This is a genomic window from Azospira oryzae (genome assembly GCF_004217225.1).
GTDB lineage: Bacteria > Pseudomonadota > Gammaproteobacteria > Burkholderiales > Rhodocyclaceae > Azospira > Azospira oryzae.
On record NZ_SHKM01000001.1, the window covers coordinates 760,159 to 785,505 of the forward strand.

The window sequence follows — 25,347 nt, forward strand, 5'->3', positions numbered from 1 at the left end:
CCGGCAGAACGGCACACTCACTCCCACTCGATGGTGGCAGGCGGTTTGCCGGAGACGTCGTACACCACCCGGTTGAGGCCGCGCACTTCGTTGATGATGCGGTTGGAGACCTTGCCCAGCAGCTCGTAGGGCAGATGGGCCCAGTGGGCGGTCATGAAGTCGCTGGTGACCACGGCGCGCAGGGCCACCACGTTTTCGTAGGTGCGGCCGTCGCCCATGACGCCCACGCTCTTCACCGGCAGGAAGACGGCGAAGGCCTGGCTGGTCAGGTCGTACCAGCTCTTGCCGATATCGGCCTCGGTACAGGCGCCGGCGGCCACGTCCCGCTCGGTGGCCAGGGTGGCGCGCAGCTCGTCGATGAAAATGGCGTCGGCCCGCTGCAGCAGCTTGGCGTACTCCTGCTTCACCTCGCCCAGGATGCGCACGCCCAGGCCGGGACCGGGGAAGGGATGGCGATAGACCATCTCCCGGGGCAGCCCCAGGGCCACGCCCAGTTCCCGCACCTCGTCCTTGAACAGCTCCCGCAGGGGTTCCAGCAGCTTGAGGTGCATGTCCTCGGGCAGGCCGCCCACGTTATGGTGGCTCTTGATGGTGTGGGCGCCCTTCTTGCCCTTACCGGCGGATTCGATCACGTCCGGGTAGATGGTGCCCTGGGCCAGCCACTTGGCGGCGGAGAGCTTTTTCGATTCGGCCTGGAAGACCTCCACGAATTCCTTGCCGATGATCTTGCGCTTCTGTTCCGGGTCGGAAACGCCGGCCAGCTTGCCCATGAAGTCGTCCACCGCATCGACGCGGATGACCTTGACGCCCAGGTTGCGGGCGAACATGTCCATCACCATGTCGCCTTCGTTGAGGCGCAGCAGGCCGTGGTCCACGAAGACGCAGGTGAGCTGGTCGCCGATGGCCTTGTGGATCAGGGCGGCGGCCACGCTGGAATCGACGCCGCCGGAGAGGCCCAGGATGACTTCTTCATTGCCCACTTGAGCGCGAATGGCTGCCACAGCCTCGGCGATGTAGTCGCCCATGACCCAGTCGGTGCCGCAGCCGCAGATGCCGTGCACAAAGCTTTCCAGGATGGCCCGGCCCTTCACGGTGTGGGTCACTTCCGGATGGAACTGGACGGCGTAGAACTTGCGCTCCTCGTCGGCCATGCCGGCGATGGGACAGGAAGGGGTGGAGGCCATCAGCTTGAAGCCCGGGGGCAATTCCATGACGGAATCGCCGTGACTCATCCACACCTTGAGCATGCCGTGGCCTTCGGGAGTGGTGAAGTCGGCGATGTCCTTCAGCAGGGCGGTGTGGCCGTGGGCACGGACTTCGGAATAGCCGAATTCTCGGGCCTTGCCGGCGGCTTCGGCGGTCATCACGGTGCCGCCCAGCTGCTGGGCCATGGTCTGCATGCCGTAGCAGATGCCCAGCACGGGGATGCCCAGTTCGAACACCACCTTGGGGGCCCGGGGGGTATCGCCCTCGGTCACGGAGCTGGGGCCACCGGAGAGGATGATGCCCTTGGCGCCGTAGTTGCGGATGAACTCTTCCGACACGTCGTAGGGGTGGATTTCGCAGAAAACCTTGGCCTCCCGCACCCGGCGGGCGATGAGCTGGGTGACCTGGGAACCGAAGTCGAGAATGAGGATTTTCTGGTGGGCCATGATGGGTCTGCTATGTGGGCAATAGGGGCGATGAAGCCGATGCTATGAAAAAGGGCGGCCTAGTTGGAACTGGCCGCCCTTGCTTGGTCCCGGAGGATCAGTCCTGGTGGTAGTTGGGCGCTTCCTTGGTGATCTGCACGTCGTGGACGTGGGATTCCCGGACGCCGGCAGCGGTGATCTCGACGAACTCGGCGGTCTCCCGCATCTGGTCGATGGTGGCACAGCCCACATAGCCCATGGAGGCGCGCAGACCGCCCATCAGCTGGTGGATCACGGCCAGCACGGAACCCTTGTAAGGAACCCGGCCTTCGACGCCTTCCGGCACCAGCTTGTCCACGTTGGCGGTGTTGTCCTGGAAGTAGCGGTCGGAGGAGCCGGCCTGCATGGCGCCCAGGGAGCCCATGCCGCGATAGGACTTGTAGGAGCGGCCCTGGAACAGTTCCACTTCGCCCGGGGCTTCTTCGGTACCGGCAAACAGGCCACCCAGCATGACGCAGTTGGCGCCGGCGGCAATAGCCTTGGAGATGTCGCCGGAGAAGCGGATGCCGCCGTCGGCGATCATGGGCACGCCGGTGCCCTTGAGCGCTTCGGCCACATTGGTGATGGCGGTGATCTGGGGCACGCCGACACCGGCCACGATACGGGTGGTGCAGATGGAGCCGGGGCCGATGCCGACCTTGACGCCGTCAGCGCCGTGATCGACCAGGGCGCGGGCGGCGGCAGCGGTGGCGATGTTGCCGCCGATCACTTCCACATGGGGGAAGTTCTGCTTGACCCACTTGACCCGGTCCAGCACGCCCTGGGAATGGCCGTGGGCGGTGTCCACGATCAGCACGTCCACACCGGCGGCGGCCAGCAGTTCGGCCCGCTCCTCGGTGCCGGCACCGACGCCGATGGCGGCGCCAACGCGCAGGCGACCGGCTTCGTCCTTGTTGGCCAGGGGGTGCTCGGAGGTCTTGAGGATGTCCTTGACGGTAATCAGGCCCTTCAGTTCGAAGTCGTCATTGACCACCAGCACGCGCTCGATGCGATGCTCGCGGATCAGTTCCTTGGCCTCTTCGATGCTGGCACCTTCCTTGACCGTGACCAGGCGCTCCTTGGGGGTCATGATCTTGGTCACCGGCTGATCCAGCTTGCCTTCAAACCGCAGGTCCCGGTTGGTGACGATACCCACCACCTTCTTGCCTTCCAAGACCGGCAGGCCAGAAATCTTGTGCTGGCGGGTCAGAGCCACCACTTCACCGATGGTCATGCTGGGGGTGATGGTGATGGGATCCTTGAGGATGCCGGCTTCGTGGCGCTTGACCTTGGAAACTTCGGCGGCCTGGGCCTTGGCCGAGAGGTTCTTGTGCACAATGCCGATGCCGCCTTCCTGGGCGATGGCGATGGCCAGGCGGGCTTCGGTCACGGTGTCCATGGCGGCGGACACCAGGGGCAGATTCAGGGAGATGTTGCGGGTCAGGCGGGTGGCCAGGCTGACGTCGCGAGGCAGGATGTTGGAATGGGCGGGGACAAGCAGGACGTCGTCGAACGTCAAGGCCTTCTGGATTACACGCATGGCTTTGATCCGGAGTCTCAAAAACGTATTATACGGGACTGGATTACCCTCGGAAAAGAGCCTAGGCATGCCCATCTTCCCATTCCGGCCTGCGACATCCTCCGGCAACCGTCCCCATATTGCCCGAATCGCTGCCATATCCCTGCTTTTCGCAGCCACTTCGGCACTGGCACAAATTTATACCTGGAAGGACGAAAACGGCCGCACCGTCATGTCCGACAAGCCTCCCGTGGGCAAGGTGCAGCAGAAACGGGTGATTGATACGCCTCCTGCCGGCAGTGTCCAGACGCCCCCACCGAAGAGCCTGGCGGAAAAGGAAATGGAATTCCGCCAGCAGCAGAAAATCCGGCAGGACAAGGCGAAAGAGGCTGAAGAGGAGGCTGCCCAGCAGAAGAAGCGCAAGGACAACTGCGATGCAGCCCGCCGCAATCTGGCGCTTTATCAGTCCGGAGAGCGCATCGCCCGCCGCAACGACGCCGGCGAACGGGAAATTCTCGACGACAGCCAGCGGGCTGCGGAAGCAGCCAAGGCACAGCAAGCGGTCAATGAATGGTGCAAATAGCGCTGCAGCAGATTTGATTCGATAAAAAAGGCGGCTTGAAGCCGCCTTTTTCATTCGCCGGAGCCTTCGTCCCCGGCTCCCTTCTTCATCACCTTGCCTTCGGCGGCCCGCTGCTTGCGCACCTCCTTCGGGTCGGCGATGAGGGGGCGGTAGATTTCCACCCGGTCCTTGTCCCGCAGCACCCCGTCGGCCTTGGCCAGCTTGGCGAAGATGCCCAGCTTGTTCTTGGCCAGGTCGATTTCCGGATATTTCTCCAGCAGGCCCGAGGCCTCGATGGCCTGGCGCACGGTGGCGCCCTCCTCCAGCTTGACGGACACCAGGTCCTGCTTGCGCTGCTGGGCGTAGACGACTTCGACGTTGATTTTTTCAGCCATAGATCTGGGCCGCACGTTTGACGAAGGCTTCGACGAACGTATTGGCAATGTGATTGAAGACGGGACCGATCACCTTTTCAAAGAGCTTGCTGGAAAACTCGTAGCTCAGAGTGAATTCGATCTTGCAGGCCTTTTCCGCCAGGGGCTTGAATACCCAGCGCCCCTCGAGGCGGCGGAACGGACCATCCACCAGGCGGATGTTCATCCACAGGGGGATTTCCTTGTCGTTCTCGGTGGTGAAGTGGCTTTTGACGCTGTGATAGTTGATATGCAGGGTCGCCGCCGTCTTCTGCCCGTCGCGGAACTTCAGTTCCGTGGAGCTGCACCAGGGCAGGAACTGGGGATAGTCCTCCACCCGGTCCACCAGATCGAACATCTGCTGGGCCGAAAACTCGATCAATACTGATTTTTCCACCAGGGCCATGGGCGGCCTTTTTCTCGGAATCCTTGTAGAATGGCGCATTTTAGCGGAAAGCCCGGCCCAATGAGCATCACCACCAACAAGAAAGCCTTTCACGACTACTTCGTCGAGGAGAAGATCGAAGCCGGTCTCGCCCTCGAAGGGTGGGAAGTGAAGGCCATTCGTGCCGGACGGGTGAATCTCAAGGAGTCCTACGTCGTCATCAAGAACGGCGAAATCTGGCTGCTGGGCATGCACCTGACGCCCCTCTACACCGCCTCCACCCACGTCCATCCCGAAGCCACCCGCACCCGCAAGCTGCTCTTGCACCGGGAGCAGATCGACAAGCTCATCGGCAAGGTGGAACGGGCCGGCTTCACCCTCGTCCCCCTGGACCTGCACTACACCCGGGGCCGGGTGAAGGTGGAAGTGGGCCTGGCCAAGGGCAAGAAGATGCACGACAAGCGGGAAACCGAGAAGCAGCGCGACTGGGACCGGGAAAAGCAGCGCCTGATGCGGGTCAAGGTCTGATGCTGCTGGCCGATCTGCTCTACTGGGTCGGCCTGGTGGCCGTGGCGGTTGGTGCCGCCACCGGCGTCTTTGAAGCCGAACGCAAGGGCATGGACCTGGTCGGCACGGTCATGGTGGCGGTGGCCACGGGCCTGGGCGGCGGCACGGTGCGGGACCTGCTGCTGGACCGCAATGTCTTCTGGGTGGTGGACCAGACCTATCTGATCACCGCCTTCGCCACCGGCATTCTCACCTTTTTCATCGTCCGCCGGCGCCCCATCTCCCCTCGCCTTTTCCTCTATCCGGATGCCCTGGCCCTGGCCCTGTTTGCCGTCCTCGGCACCCAGGCCGCCCTGCACTGGCATGCACCCTGGCTGGTGGCCAGCCTCATGGGCGTCATCACCGGGGTGTTCGGCGGCGTGCTGCGGGACATCTTCTGCAACCAGGTGCCCCTGATCTTCCTCCCCGGCGAACTCTACGCCTCGGCCGCCCTGGCCGGCTGCCTGCTGCTGATCGGCCTGCAGGCCCTCGGCGTTTCCCCGGTCTGGGCCGCCTGGCTGGCGGCGGCGCTGATCTTCGGCCTGCGCTGGGCCGCCATCGTCTTCAAGATTTCCCTGCCCACCTTCAAGGCCCGGGCCTAGCCGCCGGCCGCAGCGGCACGCCATTCCCCCCGCACCGCCCTAGTACAGATGCGCCTCTCCAGGCGCCCGATCCGGAAAATCGCATCCCTCCTGCCTTCTGGGCACGCCATGAAAAAAGGCGCCGAGTTGTGCACTCGGCGCCTTTTCCGCGGTCGTCAGGAAGACGGGGCTCTCTTTGCCTTTAGCTGGCCTTGTGGGCGCCCAGGCGGGTCCAGGTGTCCACCACCGTATCCGGGTTGAGGGAGATGGAGGAGATGCCCTGGTCCATCAGCCACTCGGCCAGATCCGGATGGTCGGAGGGGCCCTGGCCGCAGATGCCGACGTACTTGCCCTTCTTGTTGGCGGAGGCGATGGCCATGGCCAGCAGGGTCTTCACCGCCGGGTCCCGCTCGTCGAAGAGGGAAGCCACCAGGCCGGAGTCACGATCCAGGCCCAATGTCAGCTGGGTCAGGTCGTTGGAGCCGATGGAGAAGCCGTCGAACACTTCCAGGAACTGGTCGGCCAGCAGGGCGTTGGAGGGAATCTCGCACATCATGATCAGCTTGAGATTGTTCTCGCCCTGCTTGAGGCCATGTTCGGCCAGCAGGCTGACCACGCCCTTGCCTTCATCGACGGTGCGCACGAAGGGCACCATCAGTTCCACGTTGGTCAGGCCCATTTCTTCGCGGACCTTCTTCATGGCCCGGCATTCCATCTCGAAACAGTCGCGGAAGGTGCTGGCGATGTAGCGGGAGGCGCCGCGGAAGCCCAGCATGGGGTTTTCTTCCTCGGGCTCGTAGAGGTCGCCGCCCAGCAGCTTGCGGTACTCGTTGGACTTGAAGTCGGAGAGACGCACGATGACGGGCTTGGGCCAGAAGGCGGCGGCGATGGTGGACACACCCTCGGCCAGCTTCTCGACGAAGAATTCCACCGGATTGGCGTAACCCCGGGCGCGACGCAGAATCTCTTCCCGCTTGGAGGCGGGCAGACGGTCGATTTCCAGGATGGCCTTGGGGTGGATGCCGATGACGTTGTTGATGACGAACTCGACCCGGGCCAGGCCGACGCCGGCGTTGGGCAGCTGGGAGAACTCGAAGGCCAGCTCCGGGTTGCCCACGTTCATCATGATCTTGGTCTTGATCTCGGGCATGGCGCCCAGGTCGCGGGAGGTGACCTCGAAGTCCAGCTTGCCACGATAGACGTGACCGGTGTCGCCTTCGGTGCAGGAGACGGTGACCACTTCGCCTTCGGCCAGGGTCTCGGTGGCGTCACCGCAACCGACGATGGCGGGGATGCCCAGTTCCCGGGCGATGATGGCGGCGTGGCAGGTACGGCCGCCACGGTTGGTGACGATGGCGGAAGCCCGCTTCATCACCGGCTCCCAGTTGGGATCGGTCATGTCGGCCACCAGCACGTCGCCGGGCTTGACCTGGTCCATTTCGGAAGGATCGTGCACCACGCGCACCGGGCCGACGCCGATCTTCTGGCCGATGGCGCGGCCGGAGGCCAGCACCTTGGAGAAGGACTTGAGCTTGAACTTCTCGACGCGGCCGTGGCCTTCCTGGGACTTCACGGTCTCGGGGCGGGCCTGCAGGATGTACAGCTTGCCGTCCACGCCATCCTTGCCCCACTCGATGTCCATGGGACGCTGGTAGTGCTTTTCGATGATCATGGCGTAGCGGGCCAGCTCTTCCACTTCGGCATCGTTGATGGCGAAACGGTGACGCTCGGCCTCGGCCACGTCCTCGGTGATGGTGGACTTGCCGGCCACCTTCTCGGCGGAGAAGGTCATCTTGATCAGCTTGGAACCCAGGTTGCGGCGGATCACGGCCTTCTTGCCGGCGGCCAGCATGGGCTTGTGCACGTAGAACTCGTCCGGGTTCACGGCGCCCTGCACCACGGTCTCGCCCAGGCCATAGGAGGCGGTGACGAAGACGGCGTCGCGGAAGCCGGATTCGGTATCCAGAGTGAACATCACGCCGGCGGCGCCCTTGTCGGAACGCACCATGCGCTGCACGCCGGCGGACAGGGCCACCTCGGCGTGGGTGAAGCCCTTGTGCACGCGGTAGGAGATGGCGCGGTCGTTATAGAGGGAGGCGAACACCTCCTTCATGGCGTGAAGGATGTTGTCGAAGCCGTGGATGTTGAGGAAGGTTTCCTGCTGGCCGGCGAAGGAAGCGTCGGGCAGGTCCTCGGCGGTGGCGGAGGAGCGCACGGCGAAGGAGGCGTCGGCGGTGGAATCGGCGATCAGGGCGTCGTAGTGGGCCTTGATCTCGTTCTGCAGCTGGGCCGGGAACGGGGTGTCGATGATCCACTGGCGGATCTTGGCACCGGCAGCCAGCAGGGCATTGACGTTATCCACGTCCAGGTTGGAGAGTTCAGCCTCGATGCGGGCGGCCAGGCCTTCATGGGCCAGGAACTCCCGATAGGCATGGGCCGTGGTGGCGAAACCGCCGGGAACCCGCACACCGGTATTGGCCAGCTGGCTGATCATTTCGCCGAGAGAGGCGTTCTTGCCGCCGACACGGTCCACATCTGTCATGCGCAGCTGGTCGAAACCGATTACATAATCGCTCATGAAGTCCTCTGAAGATTGTTTCAAAATCGGGAAACCGCTATTTTAGCGCCTTCCACAACACTTGACCCGCCGATTAGGGAAATCCATGACTCAAGCGCCGTCCCATCTCCCCTCCCGCACCATCTTCTTCATCTCCGATGGCACGGGCATCACCGCTGAAACCCTGGGACACAGCCTGCTCACCCAATTCGAGGGTGTGCGCCTGAAGATGGTGCGGATTCCCTTCGTCAATTCCACGGACAAGGCCCGGGAATGCCTGGAACGCCTGAAGGAGGCGACCATCCTGGACGGCGCCCGGCCCATCGTCTTCTCCACCCTCATCGACCGGGACCTGAACCGCATCCTGAGCGAGGCCAACGTCCTCTGCCTCAATTTCTTCGACACCTTCATCGTGCCCCTGGAGGCGGAGCTGGGCGTCAAGTCCACCCACACCATCGGCCGCACCCACGGCTCCATCGACACCAACGACTACAAGCAGCGCATCGAGGCCATCAACTACACCCTGTCCCACGACGACGGCGTCACCAACCAGGGGCTGGAGCAGGCCGACGTCATTCTCGTCGGCGTCTCCCGCTGCGGCAAGACGCCCACCAGCCTCTACCTGGCCATGCAGTTCGGGGTCAAGGCGGCCAACTTTCCCCTCATTCCGGAAGACTTCGAGCGCATGAAAATGCCCGACAGCCTGGTCAAGCACCGGGAGAAGCTGTTCGGCCTCACCATCCAGCCCGAGCGCCTCAACCAGATCCGCAGCGAGCGGCGCCCCAACAGCAAGTACGCCTCCCTGGAAAACTGCCGCTACGAGGTCAAGGAGGCAGAGAAGATGATGCGCCAGCACGACATCCGCTGGCTCGATTCCTCCACCAAGTCCATCGAGGAAATCTCCACCACCATCATGCAGGAAGTGAAGCTGGAACGGCTGAGCTTCTAAACCCGTCGCCCTACAAGGCAGCAGGGGCGCCATTCTCCAGCCATAGGCCGGGAAGAATGGCGCCCCTGCTGCATTTCAGGCCGGGCCGCTTTAAGGTACTGCTCTCGCTGCTGCGGCTCAGCGCCGCTGGCGCACCGTCTCGAACAGGCAAATGGCGGCGGCAGCAGCCACGTTGAGGGATTCGCTGCCCCCCGGCATGGGAATGGCCAGGGGCGCATTGGTCAGGGCCAGCACGGCGGGCCGCACGCCCTGCCCTTCGGAACCGAAGACCCAGGCCACCGGGCCGCGCAGGTCCGCATCGAAGAGATCGCCCTGGGCCCCCAGGCAGGTAACGGCGGCCTTGCCGCCATAGCCGGCCAGAAAGGCGCAGAGGTCCTGGTTCTCATGGATGACCGTCTGGAAATGGGCGCCCTGCCCCGCCCGCAGGGTCTTGGGTGCCCAGGCCTGGGCGCAATCCGCGCTCAGCAGCACCTGGCGGAAACCGGCGGCGGCGGCGCTGCGCAGGATGGAGCCCAGGTTGCCCGGGTCCTGCACACCGTCCAGCAGCACCGCATCGCCCTGGGCGTCGGGGCCGGCGGCGGGCACCGGGGTATTGATGAGGCCGACGATGCCGGTGGGCGTATCCACCAGCCCCAGGTCTTCGAACAGGCGTTCGCTCAGCACCGTCTGCTTGATGCCGGCGGAGGCGGCCAGGTAGGCGGCGATTTCGGGCTTGTCCCGGGCCGCCTCGCTGACGAACAGCTCCCGCACCTTCTGGAAGCGTTCCTCGTAGGCCGTCAGCAGATGCATGCCGTCGAGCACGGAAAAGCCGGTCTTGCGCCGCTCCCGGCCGGACTGGCAGAGGCGCCGCAACTGGCGGTAGGCGGGATTGTCGGGGGATTCGACGAAGCGCATGGTTCAGAACAGCTCGGCCTGGGCCAGCAGCAGCTTCACCGGGCCGAAGGAGCGCCGGTGGATGGGGCTCGGCCCGTGCTGCCGCAGGCGCTCCAGATGGTCCGCCGTGGGGTAGCCCATGTGGCGGTCGAAGCCGTATTGGGGGTATTGCCGGTGCAGGTCGAGCATGGCCTCGTCCCGGGCCGTCTTGGCCAGGATGGAGGCGGCGGCAATGCAGGCCACCTTGCCGTCTCCCTTGACCACCGCCTCCGCCGGCACCGCCAGCTTGGGGCAGCGGTTGCCGTCCACCAGGGCCCGCAGGGGCGCCACGGCAAGGCCGGCGACGGCCCGCTGCATGGCCAGCATGGTGGCGTGGAGGATGTTGAGACGATCGATCTCGGCCACGGAGGCTTCTGCCACGCACCAGGCCAGGGCCTTTTCCCGGATTTCCGGGGCCAGGGCCTCGCGCTTCGCTGCGCTCAGCTTTTTCGAGTCGTTGAGGCCGGCGATAGGCCGGGCCGGGTCCAGGATCACCGCCGCCGCCACCACACTGCCCGCCAGGGGGCCGCGGCCGGCTTCGTCGATGCCGCAGACCAGATCGTCAAACAGCTGCAGGGACATCGTCGGCCCGCACGGGACGGCGCCCGAGCACGGAAAGGATGGCCGCCGCCGCCTTCTCCGCCGTGTTCTGGCGCAGCTGCAGGTGGATGCGGGTGAATTCGTCCTCGATGCGGCTACGCAGCAGCTTGTCGGTCTGCAGGTTGAGCAGGGCCTGGGCCAGATTGTCCGGCGTCGCATCGTCCTGCAGGAATTCGGGCACCACGAACTGGCCGGCCAGGATGTTGGGCAAGCCCACCCAAGGCTGGTACTTCATCCGCTTCATGAGGCGCCAGGAGAAAGGCGCCATGCGGTAGGCGATGGCCATGGGACGCTTGAGCAGCGCCGCTTCCAGGGTGGCGGTGCCACTCGCCACCAGCACCGTGTCGGCGGCCGCCATGGCATCGTGGGAATGGCCGAAGAGCAGGGTGAACGGCACATCCAGGGCCTGATGGCGGTAGATGGCGGTCTCGAACAGCAGGCGGGTTTCCCGGGTGGCCAGGGGCACCAGGAACAAAGCCTTGGGCATGCGGGCGTAAATGCGCTTGGCCGTCTCGATGAAGGTATCCGCCATGTACTCCAGCTCGGACTGGCGGCTGCCGGGGAGGAAGGCGAAGATCGGCGCTTCCAGGGGCAGGTTCAGCTTTTCCCGGGCCGACTGGCGGTTGATCTCCAGGGGCACCATGTCGGCCACCGGATGACCCACGTAGTCCACCGGCACGCCCTTGGCCTCGTACAGGGCCGGTTCGAAGGGGAACAGGCAGAGCATGCGGGAGACGGAACGGGCGATCTTGTGGATGCGCTTGCCGCGCCAGGCCCAGATGGAGGGGCTGACGTAGTGGATGGCGGGAATGCCCTTGTTCTTCAGGCCCCGCTCCAGATCCAGATTGAAATCCGGCGCGTCCACGCCGATGAAGACATCGGGCTTTTCCTCCAGCAGGCGCTTTTTCAGCTGGCGGCGGATGCCGGTGATTTCCCGGTAGTGCTTGAGCACTTCCACATAGCCGCGCACCGCCAGCTTTTCCAGGGGCCACCAGGCATCGAAGCCCTGGGCCGACATCTTGGGGCCGCCGATGCCGTAGAAGGTGGCGTCCGGCAGGTGCTGCTTGAGCGCCTTGATCAGATGGCTGGCCAGGAGGTCGCCCGAGGCTTCCCCCGCCACCATGGCGATACGGATTCCGTTGCCCGCCATGGCCTCACCGAACGATGCCGCGCTTGGACACGGCTAGGAAATCGAGCAACAGCTGGTATTCGGGATGCTTGGCCAGATCGGCCTCCAGCTTGGCCTTGGCCTCTTCCAGGGTCAGGCCGGACTTGTAGATGGCCCGGTAGGCCCGCTTCAGGGCCATCACCGCCTCGGAAGTAAAACCGCGGCGCTTCAGGCCCTCGCTGTTGATGCCGTAGGGCGAGGCCGTATTGCCGGCAGCGGTGACGTAGGGCGGCAGATCCTGGAACAGGATGGTACCCATGCCGGTCATGGAATGGGCGCCGATGCGCACGAACTGGTGCACCACGGTGAAACCGCCGAGGATGGCGTGGTCGTCCACATGGCAGTGGCCGGCCAGCTGGGCATTGTTGGCGAAAATGGTGTGGTTGCCCACCTGACAGTCGTGGGCCAGGTGCACGTAGGCCATGATCCAGTTGTCGTTGCCCAGGCGGGTGACGCCGCCGTCCTGGATGGTGCCCAGGTTGAAGGTGCAGAATTCCCGGATGACGTTGCGGTCGCCGATTTCCAGACGGGTCGGTTCGCCGGCGTACTTCTTGTCCTGGGGTTCGGCACCGATGGAGCAGAACTGGAAAATCCGGTTGTCCCGACCGATCGTGGTATGGCCTTCGATCACCACATGGGGACCGATCTCGGTGTTGTCACCGATCTGCACATGCTCGCCGATGATGGAATAGGCGCCGACGGAGACGTTCGCTCCGAGCCTGGCTCCGGGATGGACGATGGCCGTCTGATGGATCATGGGCTTACTCGATGGAGCGGACGGTGCACATCAGTTCGGCTTCGGTGGCCAGCTGACCATCGACCCGGGCTTCGGCCTTGAACTTCCAGATGCCGCGCTTGCTGGCGATGATCTCCACATGCAGGTTGAGCTGGTCGCCCGGGCTCACCGGCTTCTTGAAGCGGGCGCCATCGATGCCGGCAAAGTAATAGACGGACTTGTCGTCAGGCTTGGAACCCATGGTCTTGAAGGACAGGATGGCAGCGGCCTGGGCCAGGGCTTCCAGGATCAGCACGCCGGGCATGACCGGATGGTGCGGGAAGTGGCCGTTGAAGAAGGGCTCGTTGATGGTCACGTTCTTGATGGCATGGATACTCTTGCCCGGCTCGCATTCGAGCACCCGGTCCACCAGCAGGATGGGATAACGGTGGGGCAGGTATTCGAGAATTTGGTGAATATCCATATTGGTCAAGATTTTTTCTCCAGCTCACTAAGTTTTTTTTCAAGTTCATGGACCCGGTCCGCCAGTTTCGACAGATGGCGCAGATGGGCCGCATTCTTCAGCCAGCCCTCGTGGCGCTCCACGGGGAAGGCTCCGGTGTATTGACCGGGCTGTTTCAGGCTCTTGGCCACCAGGGTGCCGGAAGAGACATGCACATCGTCCCCCAGCTCCAGGTGGCCCAGGATGATGGCACCGCCACCGACGGTACAGCGCCTGCCGATGCGGGCGCTGCCGGCGATGCCGACGCAGCCGGCCATGGCCGCGTGGTCGCCGATCACCACGTTGTGGCCGACCTGGATCTGGTTGTCGAGCTTGACGCCGTCGCCGATCACGGTGTCCTCGATAGCGCCCCGGTCGATGGTGGTGTTGGCGCCGATTTCCACATCGTCGCCGATGATGACGCGCCCCACCTGGGGAATCTTCAGCCAGGCCTCGCCATCCTTGGCGAAACCGAAGCCGTCGGCACCGATCACTGCACCGGCATGGATCAGGGCCCGCTTGCCGATGCGGCAACCGGCATACACGGTGACATTGGGATGCAGCACCGAACCGTCGCCGATACTGGCACCGTCGCCGATGACGCAGCCGGCATGGATCACCACACCCTCGCCCAATTGCACATCCTGCCCCAGCACCACGCTCGGATGCACCGGCGTTTTTGGCTGACGAGCCGGATAGAGCAGCTGGGCTACCCGGGCGTAATACGTGTAGGAATTGGCGGCAACGATGCGGGGCCGCTCCGTACCGTCCTGCATGGCCGGCGGCACGATGACTGCGGCCGCCCGGGTGCTCGCCAGCTGGCTGCGATACTTGGGGTTGGAGAGGAAGCTGATCTGCCCCTCGCCGGCCCCGGCCAGGGTGCCCACCCCCCAAATCCGGACGGCACCGTCACCCAGCAGGGAGCCTCCCAGACGGGCGACGATTTCGTCGAGACGAATCCCCTCCCCCGTCACGCGGCCCCCTGGCAAATCGGCTTACTTGCCGGCCTTGTCGTCGGACAGGGCCTTGATCACCTTGTCGGTGATGTCCAGCTTGGGGCTGACCCAGACCACATCCTGCAGGATCAGGTCGAACTTCTCGTTCTCGGCGATCTGCTTGATGGCCTTGTTGGCCTTTTCCAGCACGGCGGCCATTTCCTCGTTCTGGCGCAGGTTCAGGTCTTCGCGGAATTCACGCTGACGGCGCTGGAAGTCGCGGTTCAGATCGTTCAGCTCGCGCTCCTTGTTGCGGCGCTCGCTCTCGGACATGGTGACGCCGTTCTTTTCCAGATTTTCCTGCAGGGTCTGCAGTTTCTTGGCAACGACCTGGAGGTCCTGGTCCCGGCGGGAAAACTCGGCATCCAGCTTCTTCTGGGCCTTGACGGCAGCGGGGGCATCGCGGAACACCCGCTGGGTATTCACGTAACCGATCTTGTTCGCTTCATTGGCAAAAGCGGGCACAGCCAGAAATGCAGACAGGACAGCGGCGGCACCGACATTAAGCATTTTGTATTTCAAACCAGTCTCTCCTGATTAAAAAGTAGTACCCATGGTGAACTGGAAGCGCTGGGTCTTGTCGCCTTCCTTGTCGTTCAGCGGCTGAGCCACGCTGAACTTGAGCGGCCCCATGGGCGAAGCCCACGCCACGGCCAGACCCGTGGAATAACGCAGGTCACCCAAGGCAAACTTGGAGTAATCCCCGTTGTCGTCCTTGGGGCCAAAGACCTGGCCGGCGTCCACGAACCAGCCCAGACGCAGGGACTTGTCCAGACCAGTACCGGGCATCGGGAACAACAGTTCGGCATTCATCACCACCCGCTTGGTACCGCCGATGGCTTCGTCATTCTGACGGGGGCCGAGGCTGGCCACATCGTAGCCGCGCACTGAAGTCACGCCGCCAGCGTAATAGCTGCGATAGAACGGCAGGGACTTGCCGTTCAGGCCATTACCGATACCAAGCTCCCCATTCAGCATCAGGACCAGGTCCTTGGTGAAGGGGAAGAAACGCTGGTGCTGGAGGTTCATCTTGTAGTACTTGAGACTGCCAGCCGGTGCCACTTCGGCACTGACCCGGGTCATACCGCCCTTGGTCGGATAGATCAAACTGTCCCGACCATCCTGGGACCAACCGACCGTACCACTGACCGAGGTGTTGGAATTACCGAATTCCTTGACGTGGTCCAGGTAAATCTGGCGACTGGTGGAGAGCGTCGTGATATCGGTGTTATCCACAGCCACGCCGAAACTGAAGGTTTCCTTTTCGGCAATGGGAATACCCCAACGCAGGCCGCCACCGATGGAGGTGGTCTTGTAGCTCTTGGCGTAGTAGCTCGAGTTGGTGGGATCGTAGGTCTTCTTGTAGACATCGAAACCCTGACTGATCCCGTCCACCGTGAAGTAGGGATTGGTATAGGAGAGCGAATAGGTCTCCCGGGACTTGGCCGTATTCACGCCGACCGAAACCGACTTGCCGCTGCCGAAGACGTTCTGCTGGGCAATGGAGCCGGACAGGATGACGCCATCGTTACTGGAGAAGCCGGCACCCAGCATCAGGTTGCCGGTGGGCTTTTCCGTGACGTTCATGGAGACATCCACCTGGTCGCTGGTACCGGCCACCGGTGGTGTTTCCACGGTCACATCGGAGAAGTAGCCGAGCTTGTCCACGCGCTGCTTGGAGAGCTGGATCTTTTCGGCATCGTACCAGCCGCCCTCCATCTGGCGCATTTCCTGGCGGATGACCTCATCCCGGGTCCGCGTGTTGCCACCGATGTTGATACGGCGCACATAGACCCGCTTGCCCGGATCCACGAAGATGGTGAAGGCGACCTGGCGCTTTTCCTTGTCCACTTCGGGTGCGGAGTTCACGTTGGCAAAGGCGTAGCCTTCGCGTCCCAGGCGATCGGAAACGGCCTTCTGGGTTTCATTCAGTTTTTCCCGGGAGAAAATCTCGCCCGGCTTGATGGTCACCAGCTTGCGCAATTCGGCTTCAGGCGCAATCAGGTCACCCGCCAGCTTCACCGAGGAAACGATGAACCGCTCCCCCTCATTGACGCTGATGGTGATGTAGATGTCCTTCTTATCCGGACTGATGGAAACCTGGGTGGACTCCACATTGAATTCCAGATAGCCCCGGTTCTGGTAATAGGACTTGAGGCTTTCCAGGTCGGCGGAAAGCTTCTGTTTGGAATACTGATCGTTCTTGGTATACCAGGTCAGCCAGCCAGGCGTCTGCAACTGGAAGAGTTCCAGCAGTTCCTTTTCCTTGAAAGCCTGGTTGCCGACGATGTTGATCTGCTTGATCTTGGCCGCATCGCCTTCGTCAATGGTGAAGTTGATGGCAACCCGGTTCCGCTCCAGAGGCGTTACCGTGGTCTTGATCTCCACCGCGTATTTGCCGCGGGAGAGATACTGGCGCTTCAACTCCTGCTCCGCCTTGTCCAGCAGCGCCCGGTCGAAGATGCGGGACTCGGCCAGACCGACGTCCTTCAGGCCCTTCTTCAATTGGTCCTTGTCGAACTCCTTGAGGCCGACAAAATCGATCTGGGAGATGGCCGGGCGCTCTTCCAGCACCAGGACCATGACATCGCCATCAACCTCGATGCGCACATCCTTGAAAAAGCCGGTGGCAAACAGGGCCTTGATGGCCTGGGCGGCACGCTCGTCATTCAGGGTGTCGCCGACGCGGACCGGCAGGTAGCTGAATACGGTACCGGCTTCGGTACGCTGAATACCTTCAACACGGATATCTTTGACCACAAACGGGTCGAAGGCTTGGGCCGCAGAAGCGAAAAGCGCCGCAACAACCCCTGCCAACAGGTTTTTGTTCATATTCAGCCGGAAATCAATCGGTTGATGTCGTTGTAGAAGGCAAACGCCATGAGCAACAAAAGCAGCGCCAGCCCGATTTGTTGACCAATCTCCATGAACCGCTCCGAGACTGGCCCTCGCTTGATAATCTCAATCATATGATACATCAAATGCCCGCCATCCAGCACCGGCACGGGGAGCAGATTGAGGATGCCCAGACTGATGCTGACCAGGGCCAAAAACTTGAGGTAGTAGTCGATGCCCATGCGAGCCGATTGACCCGCGTAATCGGCGATGGTGACCGGACCGCTGAGATTGCGCCAGGACACCTCTCCCGTCAGCATCTTGCCCATCATCACCAGGCTGAAGGAGGATTTTTCCCAGGTTTCCTCGACCGCCTTGGACAAGGCGGTCAGCACATCGTAGCGCACCGTGACCGTCAACTCGTCGCGGCTGGGACCCGCATCGCGCACGCCGACGCCGATGCGCCCGATCCTGGCGCCGCGATCCCCATAGCCTTCCGGCACGACACTGATTTCCAGCCGGGCATCATCGCGAAGAACGCTCAGGCGCAGCGGCTGGTCCGGCGCACTGCGGATTTTCTGCACCACATCCGACCAGAATTCGATGGCCACGCCATCCACCGCCAGCACCCGATCACCACTCAGGAGCCCTGCGGCCTCCGCCGGACTGCCGGGCGTCACCTTGCCGAACACCGGCGCCAGCTGGGGCCGGAAAAAATTCACCCCCAGGAGCCCCAGCGGATCCCCCTCGTAACCCTGCTCCCTCAAGGGCGTCAGATTGAGGCGCCGGAATACGATTTGCTGACGGGCGTCCTGGACTTCGATGCTCACATAGCCGGGATCGGGCTCTCCACCTTCGGCCCCGGCGGACTTATTGACGCTGGACTGCAGCAGTTCCCAGCGGAAATCCTGCCAGGTCTGCACCGGCCGGCCATCCACCCGGACCACCACTTCGCCGTTTTGAATACCCGCCTCGGCAGCCGCAGAGGCGGCCGGTGGCGCGCCCAGGATGGGGCGCAGTTCTTCGGTGCCGCTGTAGAAAAGCCCCCAGTAAATCAGGACCGCCAGCAGCAGGTTGGCCAGGGGGCCCGCCGCCACAATGGCCATGCGCTTGCCCACCGGCTGCACGTTGAAGGCCCGGTGCAGTTCCTGGGCCGCCACGGGAGCCTCCCGCTCGTCGAGCATCTTGACGTAGCCGCCCAACGGGAAGGCACCGACGGCCCATTCGGTACGGTCCGCCCCGGAGAACAGCGAAAAAACTGGCCGTCCAAAACCGATGGAAAAGCGCAGGACCTTCACGCCGCAAAGCCGGGCGACCCAATAATGTCCCAGTTCGTGCACCACGATCAGGACACCGAGGACGACGGCGAATGCCGCCAGGTAGAAAAGGAAGTTGCTCACCGCAGCGATTCCCGGGCCAACAGTTCCCTGGCCTTGGCACGGGCCTGGGCATCGGCGCCCATCACGTCGTCAAGACTGCCCACGGCGACCGCGGGAATGGCATCGAGGGTCGCCTCAATGACGCGGGGAATGGCGGTAAAGCCGATGGTGCCGGCCAAAAAAGCCTCCACTGCCACTTCGTTGGCAGCGTTGAGCAGGGCTGGGGCACTGCCCTCCTCCGCCAGAGCCCGATAGGCCAGGGAGAGGCAGGGGAAACGCCGGTTGTCGGGCTCCTGGAAATCCAGCCGGCCAACCTGGAACAGGTCGAGAGGGCCGACACCGGACTCGATGCGCTCGGGAAAGGCCAGTGCGTGGGCGATCGGAGTGCGCATGTCCGGGTTGCCCAGTTCGGCCAGCACCGAGCCATCCACATACTCCACCAGGGAATGGATGACGCTCTGGGGATGGATCACCACCTGGATCTTGTCGGCGGCCACGTTGAACAGATAGTGGGCCTCGATCACCTCCAGGCCCTTGTTCATCATGGAAGCCGAATCCACTGAAATCTTGCGCCCCATGACCCAGTTGGGATGGGCGCAGGCCTGATCCGGCGTGACCGATTCGAGACTCTCTGCCGTGGCGTTGCGGAACGGCCCGCCGGAGGCAGTAAGCAGAATCCGACGCACCCCATTTCTTGATAAATCACTTGAGAAATTAATCGGAAGTGATTGAAAAATAGCGTTATGCTCACTATCAATAGGCAGTAACGTGGCGCCATGCCGGGCCACTGCAGCCATGAATACCGGCCCGGCCATGACCAGGGCTTCCTTGTTGGCCAGCAGTACTTTCTTGCCGCAACGGACCGCGGCCAGGGTGGGCGCCAGACCGGCCGCACCGACGATGGCGGCCATGACCGCATCCACCTCCGCCAGCTCCGCCATCTGGCACAAGGCCTGGGGACCGTGCAGCACCTCGATGGAGAGCCCCGCCAGCCGCCCCCTCAAATCGTGGGCCAGAGCCTCGGTACCGACCACGGCATAAGATGGCAGGAATTCCCGACACTGTTCTGCCAGCTTGTCCACCTGCCGGTGGGCACACAGAGCCACCACCCGGTAGCGCTGGGGATGACGGCGGACGACGTCCAGAGTGCTGACGCCGATGGAGCCGGTGGAACCTAGGATGGTGAGACGCTGGGGCTGCATGGGGAGTCCGGCAAAAAATACGGAAGGATCAGAGAACGAGCCAGAGCAGGGTCACCAAAGGCAGGGTCGAAGTGAGACTGTCGATGCGATCCAGAATGCCGCCATGGCCGGGCAACAGCTGGCTGCTGTCCTTGATGCCGGCCTGGCGCTTGAGCAGGGACTCGAACAGGTCGCCGATGATGCTGACCGCGGTCAGCACCAGCAGGGTGGGAATCAGGAGCAGCAAGGGCAAAGCCAGCGCGGAACCGGAAAGGAAATAGACCGCCAGACCGTAGATCAGGACGCCGGCCACGGCGCCATAGGCTCCCTCCCAGGTCTTCCCCGGGCTGATCTGGGGCGCCAGCTTGCGGCGGCCGAAGGCCCGGCCGGTGAAGTAGGCGGCGATGTCGGCGATCCAGACCAGGGCCATGATGCCAAGCAGGGCCCAAGGACCCAGGTGGCGCAGCAGGACCAGGGCCAGCCAGGTGGGCAAGAGCACCACGGCGCCGGTCAGCAGGCCGAACGCCGTCCCCGACAAGGGAAAGCGCCGCACCAGCCACAAGGGCACCAGCAGGGTCCAGAAACCCAGGGCCGGCAGCAGGAACCACCAGGCCAAGGACAGGGCGGCGCCCTTGTCGAGGCTGCCGGAGAGACCGAGCGCCTCCGGCTGGGCAAGCATCAAGGTGGTACAAGGGACACCGAGGAGCAAGGCCACCGCGATCCGCTGGATGCCGACCAGACGCATCAGGCCGCCCCACTCCCAGGCCGCCAGCATGGCAACAACGGTGGCCAGCAGGGTCCAGCCCAGGGGCGAAAGCAGGAACAAGGCGGCCAGGAAACCGATCAGCAGGAAAATGGCGGTGATGACCCGGGCCTTAAGCATGGGAGTTCCCTTTGGTGTCGGAGGCGAGCTGCTCGCTGGTACGGCCGAAGCGGCGCTCCCGCTGCTGGTAGGAAGCAATGGCGGCCTCCAGGGCGGCCGTATCGAATTCGGGCCAGAGGGTATCGGTGAAATAGAATTCCGAGTAGGCCAGTTGCCAGAGCAGGAAATTGCTGATGCGCTGCTCGCCCCCGGTGCGGATGAACAGATCCGGCTCCGGGGCATAGGCCATGGCCAGGAAAGGCGCCAGGTCCTCTTCCTGCCACTGTCCGAGCTTGTCGGGACAGGCCTGGGCCAGACGGTTGGCCGCCTGCAGGATGTCCCAACGACCGCCGTAGTTGGCGGCAATGGTCAGGGTCAGGCGCTCGTTGCCGGCAGTGCGCTCCTCGCCCTGGCGGATGAGTTGCTGCAAGGCGGGATCGAAACGGGACAGGTCGCCCACGATGCGCAGGCGTACACCGTTGCTGTGCAGCCGTTCCACCTCCTGCTGCAGCGCCTTGACGAACAACTGCATGAGCAGGCTGACTTCATCCTGGGGACGGCGCCAGTTCTCGGAACTGAAGGCGAACAGGGTCAGGTATTCCACCCCTTTTTCCAGGCAAGCCCGCACCATGTCGCGGACAGACTCGACGCCTTTGGTGTGACCGGCAAAACGGGGGAGGAAACGCTTTTTGGCCCACCGGCCATTGCCATCCATGATGATGGCAATGTGCCGGGGCACCGCTGCCGCCCGGGGAATCTCCCGGGTGGAGCTTTTGAAAATGGACATCCGGTGAAATCTCCCGGAAGGGGAAGATGGCGGTCAGACCGCCATCAGCTCGGCTTCCTTCTGGGCGACGAGCTTGTCCACTTCGGCAATGTATTTGTCGGTGAGCTTCTGGATGTCGTCCTGGGTACGACGCTCGTCGTCCTCGGAAATCTCCTTGGACTTGACGCCCTCCTTCAGGCTGTTGTTGGCATCCCGGCGCAGGTTGCGCACGGCCACCTTGGCATTCTCGCCTTCGCCCTTGACCACCTTGGTCAGGTCGCGGCGGCGCTCTTCGGTCAGGGGAGGCATCGGCACGCGGATCAGGTCGCCCTGGGTGGCCGGATTGAGGCCCAGGTCGGAATCGCGGATGGCCTTTTCGATCTTGGCGCCCATGCCCTTTTCCCAGGGCTGCACGCCGATGGTGCGGGCGTCCACCAGGGTGATGTTGGCCACCTGGTTAACCGGCACCATGCTGCCGTAGTAATCCACCTGCACGTGATCCAGCAGGCCGGTATGGGCACGGCCGGTGCGGACCTTGGCGAGGTCGTTCTTCAAGGCCTCGATGGACTTCTGCATCTTGGCTTCGGTGTTCTTCTTGACTTCGGAAATCATGGTCTGTTCCCCTCAGCAGTAGACCAGCGTGCCTTCCGCTTCACCCAGCACCACCCGCTTCAGGGCGCCGCTCTTGAAGATGGAAAACACGTTGATCGGCAGTTTCTGGTCGCGGCACAGCGCGAATGCGGTGGCATCCATGACCGCCAGGTTGCGGGCGATGGCTTCGTCGAAACTGATCTTGTCGTAACGGGTGGCGGACGGATCCTTCTTCGGGTCGGCAGTGTAGATGCCGTCCACCTTGGTCGCCTTGAGCACGATCTGGGCGCCGATTTCGGCACCGCGCAGGGCGGCGGCGGTATCGGTGGTGAAGAAGGGGTTGCCGGTGCCGGCAGCGAAAATGACGATGCGGCCCTGTTCCAGATAGCGGATGGCCTTGCCCCGGATGTAGGGCTCCACCACCTGCTCGATATCCAGGGCGGACTGGACCCGGCTGTTGAGGCCGGCCATGCGCATGGCGTCCTGCAGGGCCAGACCGTTCATGACGGTGGCCAGCATGCCCATGTAGTCGGCGGTAGCCCGGTCCATGCCGGTGGCGGCAGGCGCAACACCGCGGAAGATGTTGCCGCCGCCGATGACCACGCCGATTTCCACCCCCAGTTCAGCCACTTCCTTGATCTCGGCGACAATCTCGGAGATCGTCTGGCGATTGATGCCGTAGGCATCGGAGCCCATCAGGGCCTCACCGCTGAGTTTGAGGAGAATACGCTTGTAGGCCGGCTGGGGAGTGGTATCGGGCATGGGCATCCTTAGATTGCTAGATTACTTCTGGGCAGCAGCGGCAGCCTGGGCAGCCACTTCAGCAGCGAAGTCGGTGACCTTCTTCTCGATGCCTTCGCCCACGATGAACAGGGTGAAAGCGGCCACGGAGGCACCCTTGGCCTTCAGCAGCTGTTCGATGGTCTGCTTGCCGTCTTCAGCCTTGACGAAGACCTGGGCCAGCAGGGTCACTTCCTTCAGGAACTTCTGCACGGTGCCGTCGGCGATCTTTTCCAGCATGGCTTCGGGCTTGTTGTCGGCACGGGCCTTTTCGATGGCGACGCGACGCTCGGTGTCGATCAGCTCCTGGGAAACGCCGGAAGCATCCAGAGCCTTGGGCTTGGAAGCGGCGATGTGCATGGCGATGTCCTTGGCCAGCTGTTCGTCGCCGCCCACCAGGTCCAGCAGCACGCCGATCTTGGCGCCGCCGTGGATGTAGGAGGCCAGCTTGCCCTGGGCTTCCACGCGCACGAAGCGGCGGAAGGACATGTTTTCACCGATCTTGCCGACCAGAGCGGCACGGATGGATTCCAGGCTCTGACCACCCACTTCCAGGGCGGAGAGGGCTTCCACGTCGGCCGGGTTCTTGGTGGCCACCAGTTCGGCGGCGTTCTTCACCAGTTCCAGGAAGTCGTCGTTCTTGGCCACGAAGTCGGTTTCGCAGTTCACTTCAACGATGGCACCCAGCTTGGCGTCAGCGGAAATGTAGATGCCGACCACGCCTTCGGCGGTCACGCGGGCAGCGGCCTTGGTAGCCTTGTTGCCCAGCTTGACGCGCAGGATTTCCTCGGCCTTGCCCATGTCGCCGTCGGCTTCGGTCAGGGCCTTCTTGCATTCCATCATCGGCGCATCGGTCTTTGCGCGCAGTTCAGCCACCATGCTTGCGGTAATTGCCGCCATATTTTTTCTCCGGTTGCTACTGGAAGGGCGCCACGCAGGCGCCCTTCCGGATTGACATAAACGAATCAGAAACGCCGCTCGGAAGCGGCGTCGGAAGGGACCGATTACTCGGCAGCTTCTTCCACTTCAACGAACTCGTCGTCGCCGCCGGTGGCAGCCACGATTTCCTGCAGGGACATGCTGCGGCCTTCCAGGATGGCATCGGCCACGCCACGGGCGTACAGGCGGATGGCGCGGGAGGAGTCGTCGTTGCCGGGGATCACGTAATCCACGCCTTCGGGGGAGTGGTTGGTATCAACCACGGCGATCACGGGGATGCCCAGCTTGTTGGCTTCGGTGATGGCGATCTTGTGGTAGCCCACGTCCACCACGAACAGGGCGTCGGGCAGGCCGGCCATGTTCTTGATGCCGCCGATGGACTTCTGCAGCTTTTCCAGTTCGCGCTTCTGCATCAGGGCTTCCTTCTTGCCCAGACGCTCGATGGAGCCGTCCTCGACGGACTGTTCCATGTCCTGCAGACGCTTGATGGACTGCTTGACGGTCTTGAAGTTGGTCAGCATGCCGCCCAGCCAGCGCTGGTCAACATAGGGGGTGCCGGCGCGCTGGGCTTCTTCGGCGATGATCTCGCGAGCCTGGCGCTTGGTGCCGACGAACATGATGGTGCCCTTGTTGGCGGCCAGCTTCTTCACGAAGGCCATGGCTTCGTTGTACTTGGCCAGGGTCTTTTCCAGGTTGACGATGTGAATCTTGTTGCGGGCACCGAAGATGTACTGAGCCATCTTCGGGTTCCAGAAACGGGTTTGGTGGCCGAAGTGAACACCGGCTTCCAGCATCTGACGCATAGTTGCGGACATATAAAACTCCTCAAGGGTTGAACCGCCATCCGCCGCATTACAGCTTAAAAAGCCACTACTGCCACCCGCAAAGCGGGCACCCTAGATAGAGGCGGATGTGAGTGATTTGCCCGGAACCGGACCACCCGGTTCCATGACATGCAGGCCTGGCAAAACAGTTTCGCCAGCCCCGTCTTCCCGGTTTCGATGGACCGAAGCCGAAAAGCCGCAGGATTTTAGCATTTCATCGCTTTTTACTCAAGGCGAACCACCGGCCGCCAAAATTGCCTAAGGGGGGCGCCTTCTATATCCTTCGCCCTTCAACCCGCATCAGACAAAGAGCCGCAATGAGCGTCATCATCAAAACCGCCGACGAAATCGAAAAAATGCGTATCGCCTGCCGCCTGGCGGCGGAAGTGCTCGACCACGTCACCCCCTATGTGAAGCCCGGCGTCACCACCGGCGAACTGGACCGCATCTGCCACGACTACATGGTCAATGTGCAGGGCTGCATCCCCGCCCCCCTCAACTACGCCCCGCCGGGCTACACGCCCTACCCCAAGTCCATCTGCACCTCCATCAACCACCAGGTGTGCCATGGCATCCCGGGGGAAAAGCCGCTGAAGAACGGCGACATCGTCAACCTGGACATCACCGTCATCAAGGACGGCTTCCACGGCGACACCAGCCGCATGTTCGTGGTCGGCGAAGGCTCCATCCTGGCCAAGCGCCTGTGCGAGATCACCCACGACTGCATGTGGATCGGCATCAACCAGATCAAGCCCGGCGCCCACCTGGGCGACATCGGCGCCGCCATCCAGAAATATGCGGAAAATGCCGGTTTTTCCGTGGTCCGGGAATTCTGCGGCCACGGCATCGGCCGCAAGTTCCACGAAGACCCCCAGGTCCTGCACTACGGCAAGGCCGGCACCGGCATCGAACTGAAGCCCGGCATGATCTTCACCGTGGAACCCATGATCAACGCCGGCAAGGCCGCCATCAAGGAAATGGGCGACGGCTGGACCATCGTCACCAAGGACCGCAGTCTTTCCGCCCAGTGGGAACACACCATCCTGGTCACCGAAACCGGCTACGAAGCCCTGACCGTCTCCGCCGGCAGCCGCCCCAAACCCGACTGGATCTGAA

At 63.1% G+C, this 25,347-nt stretch carries 26 protein-coding genes; 5 read left to right on the forward strand and 21 right to left on the reverse strand.

All coding sequences use genetic code 11. From position 1 onward, the window contains the following. Window positions 1–17 precede the first annotated feature (17 nt). Together guaA and guaB are read right to left on the reverse strand one after the other, a co-directional pair. Entirely contained in the window at window positions 18–1,652 is a 1,635-nt protein-coding gene (guaA, locus tag EV678_RS03555) for a glutamine-hydrolyzing GMP synthase (RefSeq protein ID WP_130458542.1), read from the reverse strand. 97 nt (window positions 1,653–1,749) lie between these two features. Then, window positions 1,750–3,210 carry an IMP dehydrogenase gene (guaB, locus tag EV678_RS03560; RefSeq protein ID WP_014237702.1) on the reverse strand — a complete coding sequence of 487 codons (1,461 nt, stop codon included), beginning with the start codon at window positions 3,208–3,210 and terminating at the stop codon, window positions 1,750–1,752. Window positions 3,211–3,277: 67 nt separating this feature from the next. Between guaB and EV678_RS03565 the strand changes: the two genes are divergently transcribed. Further along, window positions 3,278–3,772, forward strand: a complete 495-nt coding sequence (locus tag EV678_RS03565) for a DUF4124 domain-containing protein (RefSeq protein ID WP_157870641.1) — start codon at window positions 3,278–3,280, stop codon at window positions 3,770–3,772. 50 nt (window positions 3,773–3,822) lie between these two features. On the opposite strand, the gene EV678_RS03570 is transcribed toward EV678_RS03565, so the two are convergent. Both EV678_RS03570 and EV678_RS03575 read right to left on the reverse strand, forming a co-directional pair. Then, window positions 3,823–4,146, reverse strand: a complete 324-nt coding sequence (locus EV678_RS03570) for an RnfH family protein (protein ID WP_014237704.1) — start codon at window positions 4,144–4,146, stop codon at window positions 3,823–3,825. After that, complete coding sequence (locus EV678_RS03575; RefSeq protein ID WP_130458543.1) at window positions 4,139–4,570, reverse strand: type II toxin-antitoxin system RatA family toxin; 432 nt, start codon at window positions 4,568–4,570, stop codon at window positions 4,139–4,141. The genes EV678_RS03570 and EV678_RS03575 overlap by 8 nt, the downstream gene beginning before the upstream one ends. A gap of 60 nt (window positions 4,571–4,630) precedes the next feature. On the opposite strand from EV678_RS03575, the gene smpB reads away from it, so the two are divergent. Both smpB and EV678_RS03585 read left to right on the forward strand, forming a co-directional pair. Continuing rightward, window positions 4,631–5,077, forward strand: coding sequence for an SsrA-binding protein SmpB (gene smpB, locus EV678_RS03580; RefSeq protein WP_014237706.1), 447 nt, complete (start codon window positions 4,631–4,633; stop codon window positions 5,075–5,077). After that, window positions 5,077–5,697, forward strand: a complete 621-nt coding sequence (locus EV678_RS03585) for a trimeric intracellular cation channel family protein (protein WP_130458544.1) — start codon at window positions 5,077–5,079, stop codon at window positions 5,695–5,697. The genes smpB and EV678_RS03585 overlap by 1 nt, the downstream gene beginning before the upstream one ends. A 181-nt stretch (window positions 5,698–5,878) precedes the next feature. Here EV678_RS03585 and ppsA read toward each other — a convergent pair whose 3' ends face one another. Further along, complete coding sequence (gene ppsA / locus EV678_RS03590; RefSeq protein WP_130458545.1) at window positions 5,879–8,254, reverse strand: phosphoenolpyruvate synthase; 2,376 nt, start codon at window positions 8,252–8,254, stop codon at window positions 5,879–5,881. A gap of 85 nt (window positions 8,255–8,339) precedes the next feature. Between ppsA and ppsR the strand changes: the two genes are divergently transcribed. Continuing rightward, entirely contained in the window at window positions 8,340–9,182 is an 843-nt protein-coding gene (gene ppsR, locus EV678_RS03595; RefSeq protein WP_014237709.1) for a posphoenolpyruvate synthetase regulatory kinase/phosphorylase PpsR, read from the forward strand. Between the two features lie 117 nt (window positions 9,183–9,299). Here the strand turns inward: ppsR and EV678_RS03600 are convergent, their stop codons facing one another. The 16 genes from EV678_RS03600 to rpsB form a co-directional block, all read right to left on the reverse strand. Then, entirely contained in the window at window positions 9,300–10,076 is a 777-nt protein-coding gene (locus EV678_RS03600) for a TrmH family RNA methyltransferase (RefSeq protein ID WP_014237710.1), read from the reverse strand. Window positions 10,077–10,079: 3 nt separating this feature from the next. Beyond that, the gene (gene rnhB, locus EV678_RS03605; protein WP_130458546.1) at window positions 10,080–10,676 is read right to left on the reverse strand and encodes a ribonuclease HII; all 597 of its coding nucleotides are present in this window, start codon (window positions 10,674–10,676) and stop codon (window positions 10,080–10,082) included. Beyond that, complete coding sequence (lpxB, locus tag EV678_RS03610; protein ID WP_014237712.1) at window positions 10,657–11,844, reverse strand: lipid-A-disaccharide synthase; 1,188 nt, start codon at window positions 11,842–11,844, stop codon at window positions 10,657–10,659. Before lpxB ends, rnhB begins: the two co-directional genes overlap by 20 nt. Before the next feature lie 4 nt (window positions 11,845–11,848). After that, entirely contained in the window at window positions 11,849–12,619 is a 771-nt protein-coding gene (gene lpxA, locus EV678_RS03615; RefSeq protein WP_130458547.1) for an acyl-ACP--UDP-N-acetylglucosamine O-acyltransferase, read from the reverse strand. A 4-nt stretch (window positions 12,620–12,623) separates the two neighbouring features. Then, window positions 12,624–13,061, reverse strand: coding sequence for a 3-hydroxyacyl-ACP dehydratase FabZ (fabZ, locus tag EV678_RS03620; RefSeq protein ID WP_014237714.1), 438 nt, complete (start codon window positions 13,059–13,061; stop codon window positions 12,624–12,626). Between the two features lie 5 nt (window positions 13,062–13,066). Continuing rightward, window positions 13,067–14,053 carry a UDP-3-O-(3-hydroxymyristoyl)glucosamine N-acyltransferase gene (lpxD, locus tag EV678_RS03625; protein ID WP_130458548.1) on the reverse strand — a complete coding sequence of 329 codons (987 nt, stop codon included), beginning with the start codon at window positions 14,051–14,053 and terminating at the stop codon, window positions 13,067–13,069. A gap of 21 nt (window positions 14,054–14,074) precedes the next feature. Then, window positions 14,075–14,596, reverse strand: a complete 522-nt coding sequence (locus EV678_RS03630) for an OmpH/Skp family outer membrane protein (RefSeq protein WP_205230382.1) — start codon at window positions 14,594–14,596, stop codon at window positions 14,075–14,077. Window positions 14,597–14,611: 15 nt separating this feature from the next. Beyond that, window positions 14,612–16,906, reverse strand: a complete 2,295-nt coding sequence (gene bamA, locus EV678_RS03635; protein ID WP_014237717.1) for an outer membrane protein assembly factor BamA — start codon at window positions 16,904–16,906, stop codon at window positions 14,612–14,614. Window positions 16,907–16,908: 2 nt separating this feature from the next. Continuing rightward, the gene (gene rseP / locus EV678_RS03640) at window positions 16,909–18,309 is read right to left on the reverse strand and encodes an RIP metalloprotease RseP (protein WP_130458549.1); all 1,401 of its coding nucleotides are present in this window, start codon (window positions 18,307–18,309) and stop codon (window positions 16,909–16,911) included. After that, window positions 18,306–19,490, reverse strand: a complete 1,185-nt coding sequence (ispC, locus tag EV678_RS03645) for a 1-deoxy-D-xylulose-5-phosphate reductoisomerase (protein ID WP_130458550.1) — start codon at window positions 19,488–19,490, stop codon at window positions 18,306–18,308. The genes rseP and ispC overlap by 4 nt, the downstream gene beginning before the upstream one ends. Window positions 19,491–19,518: 28 nt before the next feature. Further along, the gene (locus tag EV678_RS03650) at window positions 19,519–20,352 is read right to left on the reverse strand and encodes a phosphatidate cytidylyltransferase (protein WP_130458551.1); all 834 of its coding nucleotides are present in this window, start codon (window positions 20,350–20,352) and stop codon (window positions 19,519–19,521) included. Further along, on the reverse strand, window positions 20,345–21,118 hold the full coding sequence (uppS, locus tag EV678_RS03655; protein WP_130458552.1) for a polyprenyl diphosphate synthase: 774 nt from the start codon (window positions 21,116–21,118) through the stop codon (window positions 20,345–20,347). Before uppS ends, EV678_RS03650 begins: the two co-directional genes overlap by 8 nt. 33 nt (window positions 21,119–21,151) lie before the next feature. Beyond that, a complete protein-coding gene (frr, locus tag EV678_RS03660; RefSeq protein ID WP_014237722.1) occupies window positions 21,152–21,709 on the reverse strand; it encodes a ribosome recycling factor in 558 nt (185 codons plus the stop codon). A gap of 12 nt (window positions 21,710–21,721) precedes the next feature. Next, window positions 21,722–22,450: a UMP kinase gene (gene pyrH / locus EV678_RS03665; protein WP_130458553.1), complete on the reverse strand. Its 729-nt coding sequence runs from the start codon at window positions 22,448–22,450 to the stop codon at window positions 21,722–21,724. A gap of 21 nt (window positions 22,451–22,471) precedes the next feature. Further along, the gene (gene tsf / locus EV678_RS03670) at window positions 22,472–23,368 is read right to left on the reverse strand and encodes a translation elongation factor Ts (protein ID WP_014237724.1); all 897 of its coding nucleotides are present in this window, start codon (window positions 23,366–23,368) and stop codon (window positions 22,472–22,474) included. A 104-nt stretch (window positions 23,369–23,472) separates the two neighbouring features. Then, on the reverse strand, window positions 23,473–24,222 hold the full coding sequence (rpsB, locus tag EV678_RS03675; protein WP_014237725.1) for a 30S ribosomal protein S2: 750 nt from the start codon (window positions 24,220–24,222) through the stop codon (window positions 23,473–23,475). 326 nt (window positions 24,223–24,548) lie between these two features. On the opposite strand from rpsB, the gene map reads away from it, so the two are divergent. Then, window positions 24,549–25,346: a type I methionyl aminopeptidase gene (gene map, locus EV678_RS03680; RefSeq protein ID WP_014237726.1), complete on the forward strand. Its 798-nt coding sequence runs from the start codon at window positions 24,549–24,551 to the stop codon at window positions 25,344–25,346. Window position 25,347 lies beyond the last annotated feature (1 nt).

Bases quoted from the DNA above. Each gene is read 5' to 3' on its own strand.
- uppS (WP_130458552.1), bottom strand. From the start codon at position 21,118: ATGTCCATTTTCAAAAGCTCCACCCGGGAGATTCCCCGGGCGGCAGCG.
- map (WP_014237726.1), top strand. From the start codon at position 24,549: ATGAGCGTCATCATCAAAACCGCCGACGAAATCGAAAAAATGCGTATC.
- rnhB (WP_130458546.1), bottom strand. From the start codon at position 10,676: ATGTCCCTGCAGCTGTTTGACGATCTGGTCTGCGGCATCGACGAAGCC.
- ppsR (WP_014237709.1), top strand. From the start codon at position 8,340: ATGACTCAAGCGCCGTCCCATCTCCCCTCCCGCACCATCTTCTTCATC.
- tsf (WP_014237724.1), bottom strand. From the start codon at position 23,368: ATGGCGGCAATTACCGCAAGCATGGTGGCTGAACTGCGCGCAAAGACC.
- guaB (WP_014237702.1), bottom strand. From the start codon at position 3,210: ATGCGTGTAATCCAGAAGGCCTTGACGTTCGACGACGTCCTGCTTGTC.
- EV678_RS03565 (WP_157870641.1), top strand. From the start codon at position 3,278: ATGCCCATCTTCCCATTCCGGCCTGCGACATCCTCCGGCAACCGTCCC.
- fabZ (WP_014237714.1), bottom strand. From the start codon at position 13,061: ATGGATATTCACCAAATTCTCGAATACCTGCCCCACCGTTATCCCATC.
- lpxA (WP_130458547.1), bottom strand. From the start codon at position 12,619: ATGATCCATCAGACGGCCATCGTCCATCCCGGAGCCAGGCTCGGAGCG.
- pyrH (WP_130458553.1), bottom strand. From the start codon at position 22,450: ATGCCCGATACCACTCCCCAGCCGGCCTACAAGCGTATTCTCCTCAAA.
- ppsA (WP_130458545.1), bottom strand. From the start codon at position 8,254: ATGAGCGATTATGTAATCGGTTTCGACCAGCTGCGCATGACAGATGTG.
- rpsB (WP_014237725.1), bottom strand. From the start codon at position 24,222: ATGTCCGCAACTATGCGTCAGATGCTGGAAGCCGGTGTTCACTTCGGC.
- lpxB (WP_014237712.1), bottom strand. From the start codon at position 11,844: ATGGCGGGCAACGGAATCCGTATCGCCATGGTGGCGGGGGAAGCCTCG.
- EV678_RS03570 (WP_014237704.1), bottom strand. From the start codon at position 4,146: ATGGCTGAAAAAATCAACGTCGAAGTCGTCTACGCCCAGCAGCGCAAG.
- EV678_RS03575 (WP_130458543.1), bottom strand. From the start codon at position 4,570: ATGGCCCTGGTGGAAAAATCAGTATTGATCGAGTTTTCGGCCCAGCAG.
- guaA (WP_130458542.1), bottom strand. From the start codon at position 1,652: ATGGCCCACCAGAAAATCCTCATTCTCGACTTCGGTTCCCAGGTCACC.
- EV678_RS03600 (WP_014237710.1), bottom strand. From the start codon at position 10,076: ATGCGCTTCGTCGAATCCCCCGACAATCCCGCCTACCGCCAGTTGCGG.
- EV678_RS03585 (WP_130458544.1), top strand. From the start codon at position 5,077: ATGCTGCTGGCCGATCTGCTCTACTGGGTCGGCCTGGTGGCCGTGGCG.
- EV678_RS03650 (WP_130458551.1), bottom strand. From the start codon at position 20,352: ATGCTTAAGGCCCGGGTCATCACCGCCATTTTCCTGCTGATCGGTTTC.
- ispC (WP_130458550.1), bottom strand. From the start codon at position 19,490: ATGCAGCCCCAGCGTCTCACCATCCTAGGTTCCACCGGCTCCATCGGC.
- bamA (WP_014237717.1), bottom strand. From the start codon at position 16,906: ATGAACAAAAACCTGTTGGCAGGGGTTGTTGCGGCGCTTTTCGCTTCT.
- frr (WP_014237722.1), bottom strand. From the start codon at position 21,709: ATGATTTCCGAAGTCAAGAAGAACACCGAAGCCAAGATGCAGAAGTCC.
- smpB (WP_014237706.1), top strand. From the start codon at position 4,631: ATGAGCATCACCACCAACAAGAAAGCCTTTCACGACTACTTCGTCGAG.